General features: G+C 65.0%; 17 protein-coding genes. 7 read left to right on the forward strand and 10 right to left on the reverse strand.

Going from position 1 to position 14,630, the window contains the following annotated elements:
• Positions 1-24 precede the first annotated feature (24 nt).
• Both ACSQ3N_RS08970 and ACSQ3N_RS08975 read right to left on the reverse strand, forming a co-directional pair.
• Entirely contained in the window at positions 25-1,293 is a 1,269-nt protein-coding gene (locus ACSQ3N_RS08970; RefSeq protein ID WP_436146091.1) for an EAL and HDOD domain-containing protein, read from the reverse strand.
• Positions 1,294-1,383: 90 nt separating this feature from the next.
• A complete protein-coding gene (locus tag ACSQ3N_RS08975; RefSeq protein ID WP_436146092.1) occupies positions 1,384-2,187 on the reverse strand; it encodes a ferritin-like domain-containing protein in 804 nt (267 codons plus the stop codon).
• A 117-nt stretch (positions 2,188-2,304) separates the two neighbouring features.
• Here ACSQ3N_RS08975 and ACSQ3N_RS08980 point away from each other — a divergent pair, with 117 nt between their 5' ends.
• The 3 genes from ACSQ3N_RS08980 (at position 2,305) to ACSQ3N_RS08990 (ending at position 4,861) form a co-directional block, all read left to right on the forward strand.
• Positions 2,305-2,829 carry a gamma carbonic anhydrase family protein gene (locus ACSQ3N_RS08980; protein WP_436146093.1) on the forward strand — a complete coding sequence of 175 codons (525 nt, stop codon included), beginning with the start codon at positions 2,305-2,307 and terminating at the stop codon, positions 2,827-2,829.
• Between the two features lie 192 nt (positions 2,830-3,021).
• Positions 3,022-4,014, forward strand: coding sequence for an Hsp33 family molecular chaperone HslO (locus ACSQ3N_RS08985; protein WP_436146094.1), 993 nt, complete (start codon positions 3,022-3,024; stop codon positions 4,012-4,014).
• A gap of 364 nt (positions 4,015-4,378) precedes the next feature.
• Positions 4,379-4,861, forward strand: coding sequence for a CZB domain-containing protein (locus ACSQ3N_RS08990; RefSeq protein ID WP_056173669.1), 483 nt, complete (start codon positions 4,379-4,381; stop codon positions 4,859-4,861).
• 117 nt (positions 4,862-4,978) lie between these two features.
• Here the strand turns inward: ACSQ3N_RS08990 and ACSQ3N_RS08995 are convergent, their stop codons facing one another.
• The 7 genes from ACSQ3N_RS08995 to ACSQ3N_RS09025 form a co-directional block, all read right to left on the reverse strand.
• Positions 4,979-5,491 carry a hypothetical protein gene (locus ACSQ3N_RS08995; protein ID WP_436146095.1) on the reverse strand — a complete coding sequence of 171 codons (513 nt, stop codon included), beginning with the start codon at positions 5,489-5,491 and terminating at the stop codon, positions 4,979-4,981.
• Between the two features lie 223 nt (positions 5,492-5,714).
• Positions 5,715-5,993 (reverse strand): septum formation initiator family protein, encoded by a 279-nt coding sequence (locus ACSQ3N_RS09000; protein ID WP_056173675.1) that lies wholly within the window; start codon positions 5,991-5,993, stop codon positions 5,715-5,717.
• 198 nt (positions 5,994-6,191) lie between these two features.
• Positions 6,192-7,478: a phosphopyruvate hydratase gene (gene eno, locus ACSQ3N_RS09005; RefSeq protein WP_436146096.1), complete on the reverse strand. Its 1,287-nt coding sequence runs from the start codon at positions 7,476-7,478 to the stop codon at positions 6,192-6,194.
• Between the two features lie 175 nt (positions 7,479-7,653).
• Positions 7,654-7,944 carry a DUF1330 domain-containing protein gene (locus ACSQ3N_RS09010; protein WP_056173684.1) on the reverse strand — a complete coding sequence of 97 codons (291 nt, stop codon included), beginning with the start codon at positions 7,942-7,944 and terminating at the stop codon, positions 7,654-7,656.
• A 104-nt stretch (positions 7,945-8,048) separates the two neighbouring features.
• Complete coding sequence (locus ACSQ3N_RS09015; protein ID WP_436146097.1) at positions 8,049-8,447, reverse strand: hypothetical protein; 399 nt, start codon at positions 8,445-8,447, stop codon at positions 8,049-8,051.
• 67 nt (positions 8,448-8,514) lie between these two features.
• Positions 8,515-9,369, reverse strand: coding sequence for a 3-deoxy-8-phosphooctulonate synthase (gene kdsA, locus ACSQ3N_RS09020; protein WP_056173688.1), 855 nt, complete (start codon positions 9,367-9,369; stop codon positions 8,515-8,517).
• 10 nt (positions 9,370-9,379) lie between these two features.
• Positions 9,380-11,038: a CTP synthase gene (locus ACSQ3N_RS09025; protein WP_056173691.1), complete on the reverse strand. Its 1,659-nt coding sequence runs from the start codon at positions 11,036-11,038 to the stop codon at positions 9,380-9,382.
• 91 nt (positions 11,039-11,129) lie between these two features.
• On the opposite strand from ACSQ3N_RS09025, the gene coaBC reads away from it, so the two are divergent.
• From coaBC to ACSQ3N_RS09045, 4 genes are all read left to right on the forward strand, one after another.
• Positions 11,130-12,353, forward strand: coding sequence for a bifunctional phosphopantothenoylcysteine decarboxylase/phosphopantothenate--cysteine ligase CoaBC (coaBC, locus tag ACSQ3N_RS09030; RefSeq protein WP_436146098.1), 1,224 nt, complete (start codon positions 11,130-11,132; stop codon positions 12,351-12,353).
• Positions 12,354-12,391: 38 nt separating this feature from the next.
• A complete protein-coding gene (locus ACSQ3N_RS09035) occupies positions 12,392-12,889 on the forward strand; it encodes a hypothetical protein (RefSeq protein ID WP_436146099.1) in 498 nt (165 codons plus the stop codon).
• The gene (gene dut, locus ACSQ3N_RS09040) at positions 12,886-13,332 is read left to right on the forward strand and encodes a dUTP diphosphatase (protein ID WP_056173698.1); all 447 of its coding nucleotides are present in this window, start codon (positions 12,886-12,888) and stop codon (positions 13,330-13,332) included. Before ACSQ3N_RS09035 ends, dut begins: the two co-directional genes overlap by 4 nt.
• Before the next feature lie 187 nt (positions 13,333-13,519).
• Positions 13,520-14,026 carry a glycine zipper 2TM domain-containing protein gene (locus ACSQ3N_RS09045; RefSeq protein WP_056173701.1) on the forward strand — a complete coding sequence of 169 codons (507 nt, stop codon included), beginning with the start codon at positions 13,520-13,522 and terminating at the stop codon, positions 14,024-14,026.
• Positions 14,027-14,088: 62 nt separating this feature from the next.
• Here ACSQ3N_RS09045 and ACSQ3N_RS09050 read toward each other — a convergent pair whose 3' ends face one another.
• On the reverse strand, positions 14,089-14,613 hold the full coding sequence (locus ACSQ3N_RS09050) for an FKBP-type peptidyl-prolyl cis-trans isomerase (protein ID WP_056173704.1): 525 nt from the start codon (positions 14,611-14,613) through the stop codon (positions 14,089-14,091).
• Positions 14,614-14,630: the final 17 nt, after the last annotated feature.

Raw genomic sequence — 14,630 nt, forward strand, 5'->3', positions numbered from 1 at the left:
GTTTGCAGGTGTGCGGCCGCTGCGTCACGCCGTGACTTGGTCCGCCCAGGCCAGGGCCTGCAGGTGGGCGAAGTTGATCTGCTGGCTGCTCAGGTGCAGCAGGCCGGCCGTGCGGTCGAAGGCTGCGTCGTCGCTCGACTCGCACGCCTCGGCCAGCGTGAGCAGGTCGCCCAGGAAGCCTTCGCGGCGCAGCAAGGCCGCGGCCACGGGCTCTGGCACGTTGAGCAGGCCGAGCGCGGATTCCATGGGCATGGACAGCATCACGTCCAGCAGCGAGAAGATGCCCACCACGAAGGCTTGGTCGGCTTCTTCCGGGGGCAGGGTTTCCAGCGCCAGCAGCTCCATCAGGCGGCCGCGCTCCACGGCGGTCTGGCCCACGGACGACGGTGTGCCGCCAGCGCGCGAGGCCGTGAGCAGCAACGCCGCCCAGCGGAACAGCTTTTTCAGGCCCATCAGCATCACCGCCTGGCGGAAGGACGTGATCTCGCGCGACAGGCCGAAGCCCGCCGAGTTGATCAGTCGCATGAGGTTGAAGGCCAGGCCCGCATCCTTCTTGAGCGTCTCTTCGATGTCGTCCGTGCTGGCCTGTTTGCGCACCTGGTTGATGAGCTCGATGATGGCTCCCTGCGACGGGGTGAGCAGTTTCGCCTCGACCAGCGCGGGCCGCGCGAACCAGTAGCCCTGGAACAACTGCACGCCCTGGCTGGACACCATGTCGTACTGCTGGGCGGTTTCGACCTTCTCGGCGATCAGTTCGGCCTTGGAGTTGCGTCCCGCATAGCTGATGAGCACGGCCAGCTGGTCGGGGGCCAGTACGGAGAGGTCGAGCTTGATGTAGTCCGCCAGCGGCAGCCACGGCGCATAGGCCGACTGCAGCACCGTGTGGTTGAACGCGAGGTGAAAACCCCGGTCGCGCAGCTCGGCCAGGATGGGCATGCGCGTGGCGACTTCTTCGGCCGCGGTGTGGCCCAGGGGCGGGATCTCCAGCACCACCTTGTCCGGGTCCAGCAACTCCAGGTGGCCGCCCGAAAGGCTCTCGTGGGTGCAGTTGACGAAGATCAGCTTCTTGCCCACCAGCTCTTCGGTGCCCGCGTGCGACAGCGCGGTGAATACCAGGATGACATCGGTGGCCGCGGTGTGCGCGGCACCGGTGCGCGAGCGGTTGAACAGCTCGTAGCCGACCACCACCTGCTGCGCATTCACGATGGCCTGCCGCGCGATCATGGCGACCGACGTCTGGCTGCCAGGGGGCGGGGGGGTGAGGCTAGCGCCGGGAGCAGTGGGTGAGGTCATGGGTAGAGTATGAAAGAAAGAGGGGCTGACATCAAAGGCGCCGGCGCGGCGGATTGTAGGAGCCCGCGCCGAGCGCCCCGTGCGCCGGGGTCAGATCTGCTGCAGCCAGCGAAGTTCGTTGTCGGTAAAGCCTGCCTTGCGGCGTGCGGCCTCGTTGAAGGGGGGCTTCAGGCGCGGCGCCTCGTACTCGGTCACCAGTGTGCCGTAGTGGGTCTCGGGGTCGTGCCCTTCGCGCTCGCACAGCCAGCGGTACCAGTGATTGCCGATGGCCACATGGCCGACCTCGTCGCGCAGGATGATGTCCAGGATGGCCACTGCCGCCAGGGCGTCGGGTGCGCCCACCTGGCGCAGCTTGGCCTGGATCTGCGGCGTGGCATCGAGCCCCCGGGCCTCCAGCGTGCGCGGCACCAGCGCCATGCGGGCCAGGATGTCGTGGCTGGTCTTCTCGCACATCGTCCACAGGCCCTGGTGGGCCGGAAAGTCGCCGTAGTCGTGCCCCTGCCTGCGCAGGTGGTCGCGCAGCAGCCTGAAGTGCCGCGCTTCCTCGGCCGCCACCAGCATCCAGTCCAGGTAGTACGCACGCGGCATGCCGCCAAAGCGCCAGACGGCGTCCAGGGCCAGGTTGATGGCGTTGAATTCGATGTGCGCAATCGCATGGACCAATACGGCGCGGCCCTCTGCAGTGGCGGGCGAGCGCCGCGCCATGTCGGTGTGGCGCCGCAGTTCGGGCCGCGCGGGGCGCCCGGGCAGGTCGCCAGCGCCGTCCGGCAGGGCAGGGGTGTCTTCTGCTATCGAAAGCGTAGCTGCTTGCGCATGCAGGTCCAGCGCCGCAGCCGCTTTTTGTTCGGGGTCTGCAAGGCACAAGACCTGCAGTGCACGGTGGCGAAGCTCCATCCTTACAATTCTAGGCCTTGCCATTGGCGCACCGTGCACGCGTTTGTAACGCTGGCCCGCGGCGCATGGATACCAACACGGGTCGCCCGGCGGGCCCACCCTTTCGGAGACTATTGCATGGCGATTTACGAACTCGATGGCATGGTGCCCCAGCTTGCGGCATCGGCCTGGGTGGCCGACAGTGCCCAGGTGATGGGCCACGTTGTGCTGGGCGAAGACACCAGCGTGTGGTTCGGCACGGTGATCCGGGGCGACACCGAGACCATCACCATCGGTGCGGGCTCCAACATCCAGGATGCCAGCGTGCTGCATGCCGACATCGGCAAGCCGCTGGTGGTGGGCGAGCGCGTGACGGTGGGCCACCAGGTCATGCTGCACGGCTGCACCATCGGCGACGAAACGCTGATCGGCATCGGTGCCGTGGTGCTGAACGGCGCGAAGATTGGCAAGCACTGCCTGGTGGGGGCCGGCGCGCTGGTCACCGAGGGCAAGGAGTTTCCCGATGGCTCCATGATCATCGGCAGCCCCGCCAAGGCCGTGCGCGAGCTCACCCCCGAGCAGATCGATGGCCTGCGCCAGAGCGCCCAGCACTACATCGACAACGCGCGCCGTTTCCAGAACGGCCTGCATAAAATCGGCTGAAAAGATTGACGAACCCCTGAGCCACTTCGCGGCTGTCCGCCTCTCTCGCTGCGGGAGGCGGCACACCCGGTGGCCTGGCGACACCAGTTGCAGGGGGCACTCGCTGGGCCGCGCCGGTTTAGCGGCTGGCTGGTGGTGCGCAATGCGATGGATGGCACCTTCTGGGTGCCGGTAATTTTTGGGAATTTTTGCGTGTCTGAACTTCACAAGTTTCTTTTCGATGGCCTGCCCGTGCGCGGCATGATCGTGCGCCTGACCGATGCGTGGACCGAGATCCTGCGCCGCCGCGCCAACAACACCAGCGGCGGTGCCTACCCCGCGCCGGTGAGCGAGCTGCTGGGCGAGATGGCCGCCGCCGGCGTGCTGATGCAGTCCAACATCAAGTTCAACGGCGCGCTGGTGCTGCAGATCTTCGGCGACGGCCCGGTGAAGCTGGCCGTGGCCGAGGTGCAGTCCGATCTGAGCCTGCGCGCCACGGCCACGGTGAATGGCGAACTGCCCGACGGCGCACGCTTGAGCCACATGGTCAACGTGGCCGGCGGCGGGCGCTGCGCCATCACCCTCGACCCGAAAGACCGCCACCCCGGCCAGCAGCCCTACCAGGGCGTGGTGCCCCTGCATGGCGACCACCGCGAAAAGCTCGAGCGCCTGTCGGACGTGCTGCAGCACTACATGCTGCAGTCCGAGCAGCTCGATACCGTGTTGGTGCTGGCCGCTAACGACCAGGTGGCTGCCGGCCTGTTGATCCAGCGCATGCCCATCAAGGGCGAGGGCAACTTGGCCACCAGCCTCACACACAGCGAGAACGAAGACCAGATCGGCCACAACGAGGACTACAACCGCATTGCACATCTGGCGTCCAGCCTGACGCGCGAAGAGCTGCTCACGCTGGACGTCGACACCATCCTGCGCCGTCTGTTCTGGGAAGAAAAACTGCTGCGTTTCGAGCCGCAGCAGGGTGACGAAGGCCCCCGCTTCGCATGCACCTGCAGCCGTGAGCGCGTGAGCAGCATGCTGCGCAGCCTGGGCCCCGAGGAGGCCGAGAGCATTCTGGCCGAGCGGGAGGACATCGAGGTGGGCTGCGAGTTCTGCGGGCAGCAGTACCGCTTCGACGCGGTGGACGCAGCGCAGATCTTTGTGTCCCCAGCAGCCAGCCAGCCTCCAGGGCCGAGCGGGATCCAGTAAGCCGGCCCGTTGCTCTATGCGGTCGTTGCTGGGGCATCTCCAGCTTCGAGTCGCCGGGTTACCTACGCCGTGGGGCCGCGATCACCGGGTGCCGCTTGGCTGGTGCGGCTGACGTTGCGCACTTGGCAAGGGCATTGGGCGATTTATGTGACGTGACGCGGCGTACCCGCTCGCGCACCCGCCCTGACCATCGTTGACAATCGCGCGCCTTTTTTTCTTGCGCCGCCCGCAGGCGCACACCTAAGATCGGCCTTCTTTGCGCGAGGGTGGCCGGCGTTGCCGCTGGTGGCTATCGTTTTTCAGGGCGTACTCCGGGCATCGTCTCGGGTTCGTGGGGACTTCGGGCGGTGTTGCAAGAGGGGTTATGGATATTCTTCGTCGGGTATGGGGTGGGGCACGACGCGCTGCGGCGCCGTCGCTGGAGCTGGGTGACAGCGCCTCGGGGCGCGACTCCCTGCGCGCCGACACCCTGCTGGCGGCGCTGGATATCGACGCCGCGATCAACGCGCACGAGCGCTGGAAGACCCACCTCATGGACTACCTGGAAGGCCGCACGACCCACGGCCTGGACCCCGCCGAAGTGCGCCGCAGCGACCGCGGCGCCCTGGGGCGGTGGCTGCACGGCCTGGGCGGCGAACTGCTGAGCGATCAGCCCGCCTACGCCGTGTTGATGGCGCGCCACCAGTATTTTCATGAACAGGCGGCGCTGCTGGTGGAACTGGCCCAGCAGGGCGAGTGGGACAAGGCAGTGCAGGTGCTCAACGGCGGCTACCGCTACGGGTCGGGCCAGGTGGTGCTGTTGCTCAAGGAACTCAAGCGGGGCCTGGTGCAGCAGCCGCAGGCCTGAGGGGCTGGCGCCGATTAGCATCGGACGGAGGCTGCGTCCAGCCGCGGGTGCTGCGCGTCATGCAGGGGCCGACGCTGATCGCTGAACCGCCCGTGTGGAAGATGGGCGGCCGTTGCTTCAGCCGCGCTGGCTGTCGCGACCCGTCAGTGCCGTGAAGAGGCGGTGCTCGCACTCCGGGTCGCTGCATTTCTCACAGTTCCACGCCCGCAGCCGTGCCGTGCGGGTGGCAGATGGGTCCGTATCGGGTTCAAAATGGCCGCTACCGCTTGATAGGTAAGCGCGAGGAGCTATGTTTTTGATAGCATTGAGCGCGCTGGTGATTCTCTGTGCACCCTGGCCATACACCACCCGGTAGCTGACGCCTGCGCGTGCGAGTGCTGATCGCAGCTCCGCATCGGCGGCCTCCTGGGCGAGCCGGTCGCTGTCCGGGCAGGGTTGATCCAGGCCCATCAGCAACACCGTGGGGCCCCCCGCGTCGTTGGCCAGCGCCGGGTCTGCCGTGTCATCCAGCGTATGGCCCCACGCCAGGCGCACCGATGTGGTGGCTGGGTGCCGCTCCAGCGCTGCACACAGCGCCTGCGCGCCTGTACCGGGCGCGCCCAGCAGGACGACGGAAGGCGGAGAAGTCACGGTGCAATGGGCCTGGGGTAGATGCCGCCCGTCATGCGGCAGCCTTGGGGTAATGGGCGGGAAGGATAAAAACAGTCAGGGGGAGCGTGCGCAGACGATTCTTGAGCGGTGCACGCGAGGTCTGCAGTGCGTGCCCCTCTGCAGGTAAAAGCTCCAACCACCCACACAGGCACCACCTGCATCACCGGCACTACAGTGGGCGCAGCGTGGGCGCAGCGTGGGCTCAGCGCGGCGTGAACTGCACATACACCTCGTTGGGCTTGACCATGCCCAGCTCGCTGCGTGCTTTTTCTTCCACCATGTCCAGGCCCTCCTTCAGGTCGTGCACCTCGGAGGACAAACGCTCGTTGGCCTGCCGGGCCTGGTCATTGGCGGCCTTCTGCACATCGATTTGCCGCTGCATCTCGTTGACGCGCGGCACACTGCCACGCCCCAGCCAAAGCTGGGCGTGCAGCGCTGCCAGCAAGGCCAGCAGGATGACAGGCACGACGCGTGAACCCATGACTCAGGGGGTGGGTAGGTCAGTGTGGCGCTGACGGGCCGCCAGGGCGGCACAGTCCACTCGCTGCGCGCAGGGGCACAACGCAGGCCTTGGGCGCACTCCAGATCGGCGCACCCGTGGAACCGGCTAGGCCGGGCCAGCAGGTGCGTCCCCCACCCGCAGGAGAGGGAGAAGATGCGAAGCGGCTCAGGGGGAGCTTCATTTCAGGTTGTAGAACGCAGCGCGGCCAGGGTAGTGCGCGATCTCGCCCAGGTCTTCTTCGATGCGCAGCAACTGGTTGTACTTGGCGATGCGGTCCGAGCGCGACAGCGAGCCGGTCTTGATCTGGCCGGCGTTGGTGCCCACGGCGATATCGGCGATGGTGCTGTCTTCGGTTTCGCCCGAGCGGTGCGAGATCACGGCGGTGTAGCCGGCGCGCTTGGCCATCTCGATGGCGGCGAACGTTTCGGTCAGCGTGCCGATCTGGTTGATCTTGATCAGGATCGAGTTGGCGATGCGCTTGTCGATGCCTTCCTTCAGGATCTTGGTGTTGGTCACGAACAAATCGTCACCCACCAGTTGCACCTTGTCGCCCAGGCGTTCGGTCAGGTGCTTCCAGCCGTCCCAGTCACCTTCATGCATGCCGTCTTCGATGCTGATGATCGGGTACTTGTCGACCCATGCTGCCAGCATGTCCGTCCATTGCTCGGCGGTGAGCTTCAGGCCGCCTTCGCCTTCCAGCACGTAGTGGCCGTCCTTGTAGAATTCGCTGGCAGCGCAATCGAGGCCCAGAGCGATCTGCTCGCCGGCGGTGTAGCCGGCGGTTTCGATGGCTTGCAAGATGAGGCGGATGGCTGCTTCGTGGTTCTCGACGCTAGGGGCAAAGCCGCCCTCGTCGCCCACGGCGGTGCTGATGCCCTTGTCGTGCAGGATCTTCTTGAGGGCGTGGAACACTTCGGCGCCCCAGCGCACGGCTTCGCGGAACGTCGGCGCGCCCACGGGGATGATCATGAACTCCTGCAGGTCCAGGCTGTTGTTGGCGTGCGCGCCGCCGTTGATCACGTTCATCATCGGCACGGGCAACTGCACGGCGCCCATGCCACCCAGGTAGCGGTACAGCGGCAGGCCGGACTCTTCGGCCGCGGCGCGGGCCACGGCCATGGAGACGGCCAGCATGGCGTTGGCGCCCAGGCGGCCCTTGTTTTCGGTGCCATCGAGGTCGATCAGCGTCTTGTCCAGGAAAGCCTGCTCGGAGGCATCCAGGCCCAGCACGGCTTCGGAGATCTCGGTGTTGATGTGCTCCACAGCCTTGAGCACGCCCTTGCCCAGGTAGCGGCTCTTGTCGCCGTCGCGCATTTCAATGGCTTCACGGCTGCCGGTAGAGGCGCCCGAGGGCACAGCGGCACGGCCCATCACGCCCGACTCCAGCAACACGTCGCATTCGACGGTGGGGTTGCCGCGGCTGTCCAGCACTTCGCGGCCTACGATGTCAACAATGGCACTCATGATTTTCCTTGAGGTTTTTGAAATTCGTTCAGACGGGCAAGATGGAGCATGTCCAAGCGCTGGATGGCCGCTGCGGCACGTCTGTGGTCATTCTATGCTACTGATTTGATAGTGGTCTGCCGGGCAGGTACGAACAGGGTACAACCCGACCAGCGATCAGATCGCCCAGGCGTTTTCAGACGCCCTCGACACACACCATGCGCATGATGGCTGCGCCTTCACGCGCTGCCTTGGCTTTTTGATATTCGGGCGTGTCGTAGAAGGCACGGGCCGCGTCGAAGCTGGCGAACTTGAGGATCACGGTCCGGCCCGGATTCCAGTCGCCTTCCAGCACCTCGACCTTGCCGCCGCGCACGCACACTTCGGCACCGTGGGCCTGCATGGCCAACGTGCTCCACTTGCGGTACTCCTCGTACTGTGTGGGGTTGGTGACGGTGACGGATGCGATGACGTAACCACTGCTCATGTTCTCAAGCTCCAAAGTTGCTTGTGGGAGAAATACGGGTGACAGGACCTGCGAATAGCAAGCGCAGCATTCTGCCGCAGTCCGTCAGGGCGCTCTGATTCGTCTCAAGCGTTGAACGACAAAACAAACCAGATTGCGCATGCGAGAACGATCAATGATCCAGAGAAAATTTTTTGGCCCGTTGATGCCGCTGTGGCGATGGCAAAACCTTGCGTCACGCATATGGAGGCGAGGACCAGCCCGGTAAAGACTTGCCGGTTGCCGTTGCTCTCGATGGAGCCTTTCTGAATGCTCGGGTCCATCTGCATCATCCAGTCGTGTTCGTTTCCGCCAAACAGCACCAGCAGGAACAAGCCCGCCGCATACATGCCAAACAGCACGATTCTCCATAGCGGCCACACCGGCGTTCTTTCTTCGGCAGTGCGCATGACGGCGCTCCCGTTTGCCATGTTCGAAGTTGCCTTCTGATCTTGTTCAGGAAGGTCGACCTGAAGTGCGCTCATGGGTTCTCGGTGCTGCTGAATGACTAGGCTGGCGACAGGCCCGTGAAGTGCGGTTTGAAAAATCAGCTCACTCGAAATTCGTTTCGAGCAGAGGCTGTGCTTTCACAACGCGGTCCAGTGCCACCAGCGTCTCCAGCAGCGCCTTCATGTGCTTCAAAGGCACGGCGTTCGGTCCGTCCGACCACGCTTCGGCGGGACGGGGATGGGTTTCCATGAACAGCCCCGCCACGCCCGCCGCCACACCGGCACGGGCCAGCACCGGCACCATGTCGCGCGCGCCGCCGCTGACGGCGCCCAGGCCGCCCGGCTTTTGCACCGAGTGGGTCACGTCGAACACGACCGGCGCGCCGGAGTTGCGCATTTCGGCCAGGCTGGTCATGTCGGCCACGAGGTTGTTGTAGCCAAAGCTCACGCCGCGTTCGCAGGCCAGAAAGCGGTCTTCCGACAGGCCCACTTCGCTGGCAGCAGCGCGGGCCTTGTCGATGACGTTCTTCATGTCCCAGGGCGCCAGGAACTGGCCCTTCTTGATGTTCACCGGCTTGCCGGACTGGGCCACCGCGCGGATGAAGTCCGTCTGGCGGCACAGGAAGGCCGGGGTCTGCAGCACATCGACCACGCTCGCCACCTCGGCCACGTGCGAGGCGTCGTGCACGTCGGTCAGGATGGGCAACTGCAGCTGGCGGCGCACTTCATCGAGGATATTCAGGCCCGCATCCAGCCCCACGCCGCGCTTGCTGCTGCCAGACGAGCGATTGGCCTTGTCGAACGAGCCCTTGTAGATCAGCGGAATGCCCAGCGGTGCGCAGGCTTCCTTGAGTTGGCCGGCCACGTCGAGCGACATGTCAAGGCCTTCGATGGAGCAGGTGCCCGCGATCAGAAAGAACGGCTGATCGAGGCCGACGTTGAATCCGCACAGCTGCATAGGTCTCCAATCAGGCTTTGGTAGCCGCTTGCTGGTGTTCCACCGCCGCCTTGATGAAGGCGTTGAACAGCGGGTGGCCGTTCCACGGGGTCGACTTGAACTCGGGGTGGAACTGTACGCCAATGAACCACGGGTGCACGGCTTGTGGCAGCTCGACGATCTCGGTGAGCTGCTCGCGCTGGGTCAGCGCGGAGATCACGAGGCCGGCCTTGCGCAGCTGGTCCAGGTAGTTCACGTTGGCTTCGTAACGGTGGCGGTGGCGCTCGGTCACGACGTCGCCATAGATGCTGTGCGCCAGGGTGTCGGCCGACACGTCGGAGCTCTGAGCACCCAGGCGCATGGTGCCGCCCAGGTCGGAGTTCTCGTTGCGGGTCTTGATGGTGCCGTCGGCGTCCTTCCACTCGGTGATCAGCGCAATCACGGGGTGCGGGGTGGTGGCGTCGAACTCGGTGCTGTTGGCGTTGGCAAGGCCCGCCACGTGGCGTGCGTACTCGATGGTGGCGACCTGCATGCCCAGGCAGATGCCCAGGTAAGGGACCTTGTGCTCGCGGGCGAACTGGGCGGTGGCGATCTTGCCTTCCACACCGCGGGCGCCAAAGCCGCCGGGCACCAGGATGGCGTCGTACTTTGCCAGCTTTGCGGCAGCGTCGGCGCTCTCGATGGTCTCGGAGTCGACGTGGTCGATCTTCACACGCACATGGTTGCGCATGCCGGCGTGGCGCAGGGCTTCGTTCACGGACTTGTAGCTGTCCGACAGATCCACGTACTTGCCGACCATGGCGATGGTGACTTCGCCTTGCGGGTGCTCGGTTTCGTGCACCAGGTCGTCCCAGCGCTTGAGGCTGGTGGGCGGCGTGTTCAGCCGCAGCTTGTCGCAGATGAGGCCGTCCAGGCCCTGTTCGTGCAGCATGCGGGGCACCTTGTAGATGGTGTCCACGTCCCACATGCTGATCACGCCCCATTCGGGCACGTTGGTGAACAGCGAGATCTTGGCGCGCTCTTCCTCGGGAATGCGGCGGTCGGCACGGCACAAGAGGGCGTCGGCCTGGATGCCGATTTCGCGCAGCTTTTGCACGGTGTGCTGGGTGGGCTTGGTCTTGAGCTCCCCGGCCGCGGCGATCCAGGGCAGGTAGGTCAGGTGCACGAAGGCCGTGTTGTTGGGGCCCATGCGCAGGCTCATCTGGCGCACGGCTTCCAGGAACGGCAGCGATTCGATGTCACCCACGGTGCCGCCGATTTCAACGATGGCCACATCCACGGCATCGGGCGTGCCGATGCCGGCGCCGCGCTTGATGAACTCCTGGATTTCGTTGGTCACGTGTGGGATGACCTGCACGGTCTTGCCCAGGTAGTCGCCGCGACGCTCCTTCTCCAACACGGACTGGTAGATCTTGCCCGTGGTGAAGTTGTTGGTTTTCTTCATGCGCGTTTCGATGAAACGCTCATAGTGGCCGAGGTCGAGGTCGGTTTCAGCGCCGTCGTCGGTCACAAAAACCTCGCCGTGCTGAAACGGCGACATGGTGCCCGGATCTACGTTGATGTAGGGGTCAAGCTTGATGAGGGTGACTTTGAGTCCGCGCGATTCGAGAATCGCGGCAAGGGAGGCTGAGGCGATTCCCTTGCCCAGGGAAGACACCACACCGCCGGTGACGAAGACAAATTTGGTCATGTCTTTTTTGGTGGTGGGAAATTGGGATTATAGATGCCCCCCCGCCAGCCCCCCGCCGGCAGGGGGGCATACCGTCTGCTAAATTCGCCGCATGAATGAGCTCGCTGGCAAACACATGGTTCTGGGTCTGAGTGGAGGCGTGGCTTGCTACAAGTCGGCCGATCTGTGCCGCCAGCTCATCAAGGCAGGGGCCACCGTGCAGGTGGTGATGACCGAGGCGGCAGAGCAGTTCATCACCCCGGTGACCATGCAGGCGCTGTCCGGCCGCACGGTCTACAGCTCGCAGTGGGATGCGCGCGAGCCCAACAACATGCCCCACATCAACCTGAGCCGCGAGGCCGACGCGATCCTGATTGCGCCGTGCAGCGCGGACTTCATCGCCCGCCTGGTGCAGGGCAGGGCGGACGAGCTGCTCAGCTTGATGTGCCTGGCGCGCCCGGTGCAGCGCGTGCCGCTGCTGGTGGCGCCCGCCATGAACCGCGAAATGTGGGACCACCCCGCCACACAGCGCAACCTGGCCCAGGTGGCGCAGGACGGCGCCGTGGTGCTGGGCGTGGGCAATGGCGACCAGGCCTGCGGCGAGACGGGCGACGGCCGGATGCTGGAGCCGGCCGAATTGCTCGAAGAAGTGATCGCGTTCTTCGCCCCCAAGGTGCTGGCGGGCCGCAAGGTGCTGGTCACGGCGGGCCCCACCTTCGAAGCCATCGACCCGGTGCGGGGCATCACCAACCTGTCGAGCGGCAAGATGGGGTTTGCTATCGCGCGGGCTGCGCGCGAAGCGGGTGCGGATGTCACCCTGGTGGCCGGCCCGGTGCATCTGCCCACGCCGCGCGGCGTGCGCCGTGTGGATGTGCAGTCGGCCCAGGACATGCTGGTGGCGGTGGAGCAGCGGGCGCAGGATGCTTCGGTTTTCATAGCAACTGCCGCCGTGGCCGACTGGCGCCCCGCTGCGCCGTCGGCCCAGAAGATCAAGAAGGATGGTTCCGGCCAGACGCCGACCCTCGGCTTCGTCGAGAACGCCGACATCCTGGCCCGCGTGGCGCAGTCTGCACGCGCTGTGGACGGCAGCCTGTTCTGCGTGGGGTTCGCGGCAGAAAGCCACGACCTGCTGGCCCATGCCACGGCCAAGCGCGCACGCAAGGGCGTGCCGCTGCTGGTGGGCAACATCGGCCCGGCGACCTTCGGGCAGGATGACAATGCCTTGCTGCTGGTCGATGAGGAGGGACACAAGGAGCTCCCCCGCGCCTCCAAGCGCGTGCTGGCCCAGCAGCTCATCCAGGATATTGCGGCGCGCCTGTCGCCTGCGCGGGCCTGAGAGCGAAAACGTTCTGACACTGCCATTCAGGAGGCTGTATGAAGACTGGTGCCACCAAACCCGAGTGGGACACGCCGCCCGATGGTGATTTTGCAAGCTATGTGGAGCGCCTGACGGCACCTGCTGCGGCGAGTGCTGCGAGGGCGGCCAGAGCGGTGCCGGTGGCGTCCATCCGAAGCACCGCCGCGAGCAAATCCCAGGCATCGGACGCCGCACGCGCGGCGGGGCAGATCGTGCCCCCGGACCTGGCCCAGGCGATGCTGCCGTTCCTCGGTCTGCTGCGTGTCGTCCGGCCCGTTCTGCTGCTGTTCATCGTGATCCACGGCATTGCGCTGTTCATCTTCAGCCAGGGCTCCCTGCCCGGCCTCGTGGCCATGGCCAGCATCTGGTGGGGGCTGGGCTGGTTGATCGATTCCGCGCCGAAGATCATCGCCGCCGACAACAAGGCGGCGGGCTTCGGCACCGACGCATTGCAAGACCGACTGCGGCGGGTAGCCCAGCAACGCAACCAAACAGGAAAGAAGAAACCGCAGTGAAGATTGACGTCAAGATTCTCGACCCGCGCATGGCGGACCAGTTGCCTACTTATGCCACGCCCGGCAGCGCAGGGCTCGACCTGCGGGCTTGCCTGGATGCGCCCTTGACCCTGCAGCCCAACGCGTGGCAACTGGTGCCCACCGGCATCTCGGTGTACCTCAAGGACCCTGGCTACGCGGCGCTGATCCTTCCGCGCTCCGGCCTGGGTCACAAGCACGGCATCGTGCTGGGCAACCTGGTGGGGCTGATCGACAGCGACTACCAGGGCCAGCTCATGGTGAGCGCCTGGAACCGCAGCAGCACCGCATTCACGCTGGAGCCCATGGAGCGGCTGGCGCAGCTGGTCATCGTGCCGGTGGTGCAGGCGCAGTTCAATGTGGTGACGGAATTTGCAGCGACCGAGCGGGGCGAGGGGGGCTACGGATCGACGGGTAAGTCGTGAGTGAACGTCTGTGTCTGGAGGCAAGATGTAAGACTGCGCTTACTTTTCTAAGGGTCTGTTACGCACAAGAGCGTTATCTCTGCGTCTACGGTGGGTAGTCTTGGAGCGTTGTTCCAATGGTGGTGTGTCGCAAGGCCCCATCCTGTGCGCCTTGTACGAGCCCCGAACCTGATCTTAGGAGATAAACATGTTGCAAATGACCCGTTCCTTCGCCGTTGCTGGTGCCGTAGTGCTGGCCGCTTCCCTCACCGCGTGTGGCCACAATCAGTCTGCCCCTGCGCCTCAGTATTCGGGTGGCTATTCGGGCGGCTATCAGACCGCTCCGGCATACCCCAACAATCCACAGGGTACCGAGTACGGCCGTGTGTCCAACATCGAAGTGCTGCAAGGTCGCTCGCAGGGTCAGACCTCCGGCGCAGGTGCGGTGATCGGTGCGGTGGTGGGCGGTGTTCTGGGCAACCAGATCGGCAAGGGCTCCGGCCGCGCTGCAGCCACCGGTGTCGGCATCGTCGGCGGTGCAGTGGCCGGCAATGCGATCGAAGGCCGCAACAACAGCAATCAAGAAGCCCAGGGTTACCGCCTGTCGGTGCAGTTGGACCAAGGCGGCTATCGCGTGTATGACGTAGGCACACCCGGCGACCTGCGCATCGGCGACCGTGTACGCCTGTACAACGGTCAAATTTCGCGCATCTAAAGATCGATGGAACCCGGGTGCTTGAGCCTCAAGCACCCGGTGCGGCTACCTATCCGCTCCGCTCAATGCAGCATGGAACTGCCGGGGGCTTGGGGCTGTACGCGGAAGAACCCTGTGCCGGCAGTCCCTCGGCCGATTTCGTCTTCGCTGGCCTCCCGCACGGCCTGGACCGTGAGCTGTAGGCGCAAAGCAATCCCTGCCAGGGGATGGTTGCCGTCCAAGACCACATGCTCCGGATAGATTTCCGCGACGGTGTACAGAACATTGCGCGGGGCGTCCGGGTTACACCCCTCTGGCAATGCGGTGCCTTCGAATGTCATTCCCTCTTCAATTTCGTCGGGGAACAATGAACGAGGCTCCAGGAACAGCAGCTGGTCGTCGAAGTCGCCAAAGGCGTCCTCAGGCTCCAGGTGCAGTTGCAGGGTAGCGCCGGGGCCGTGGCCCTGCAGTGCTTCTTCGATACGGGGGAGAAGGTCCTCGCCGCCCACCAAGAATTCCACCGGTTCGTCCAGAACGTCAAGTTCTTCGCCCAGGGTGTCTTTCAGTGTCCAGGTCAGCGCGACCACGCATTGTTGGGTAATTTCCATAGGAGAATTGTCGCAGT

The sequence above is a fragment of the Acidovorax sp. LjRoot194 genome (assembly GCF_964253015.1).
Taxonomy (GTDB): domain Bacteria; phylum Pseudomonadota; class Gammaproteobacteria; order Burkholderiales; family Burkholderiaceae_C; genus Acidovorax.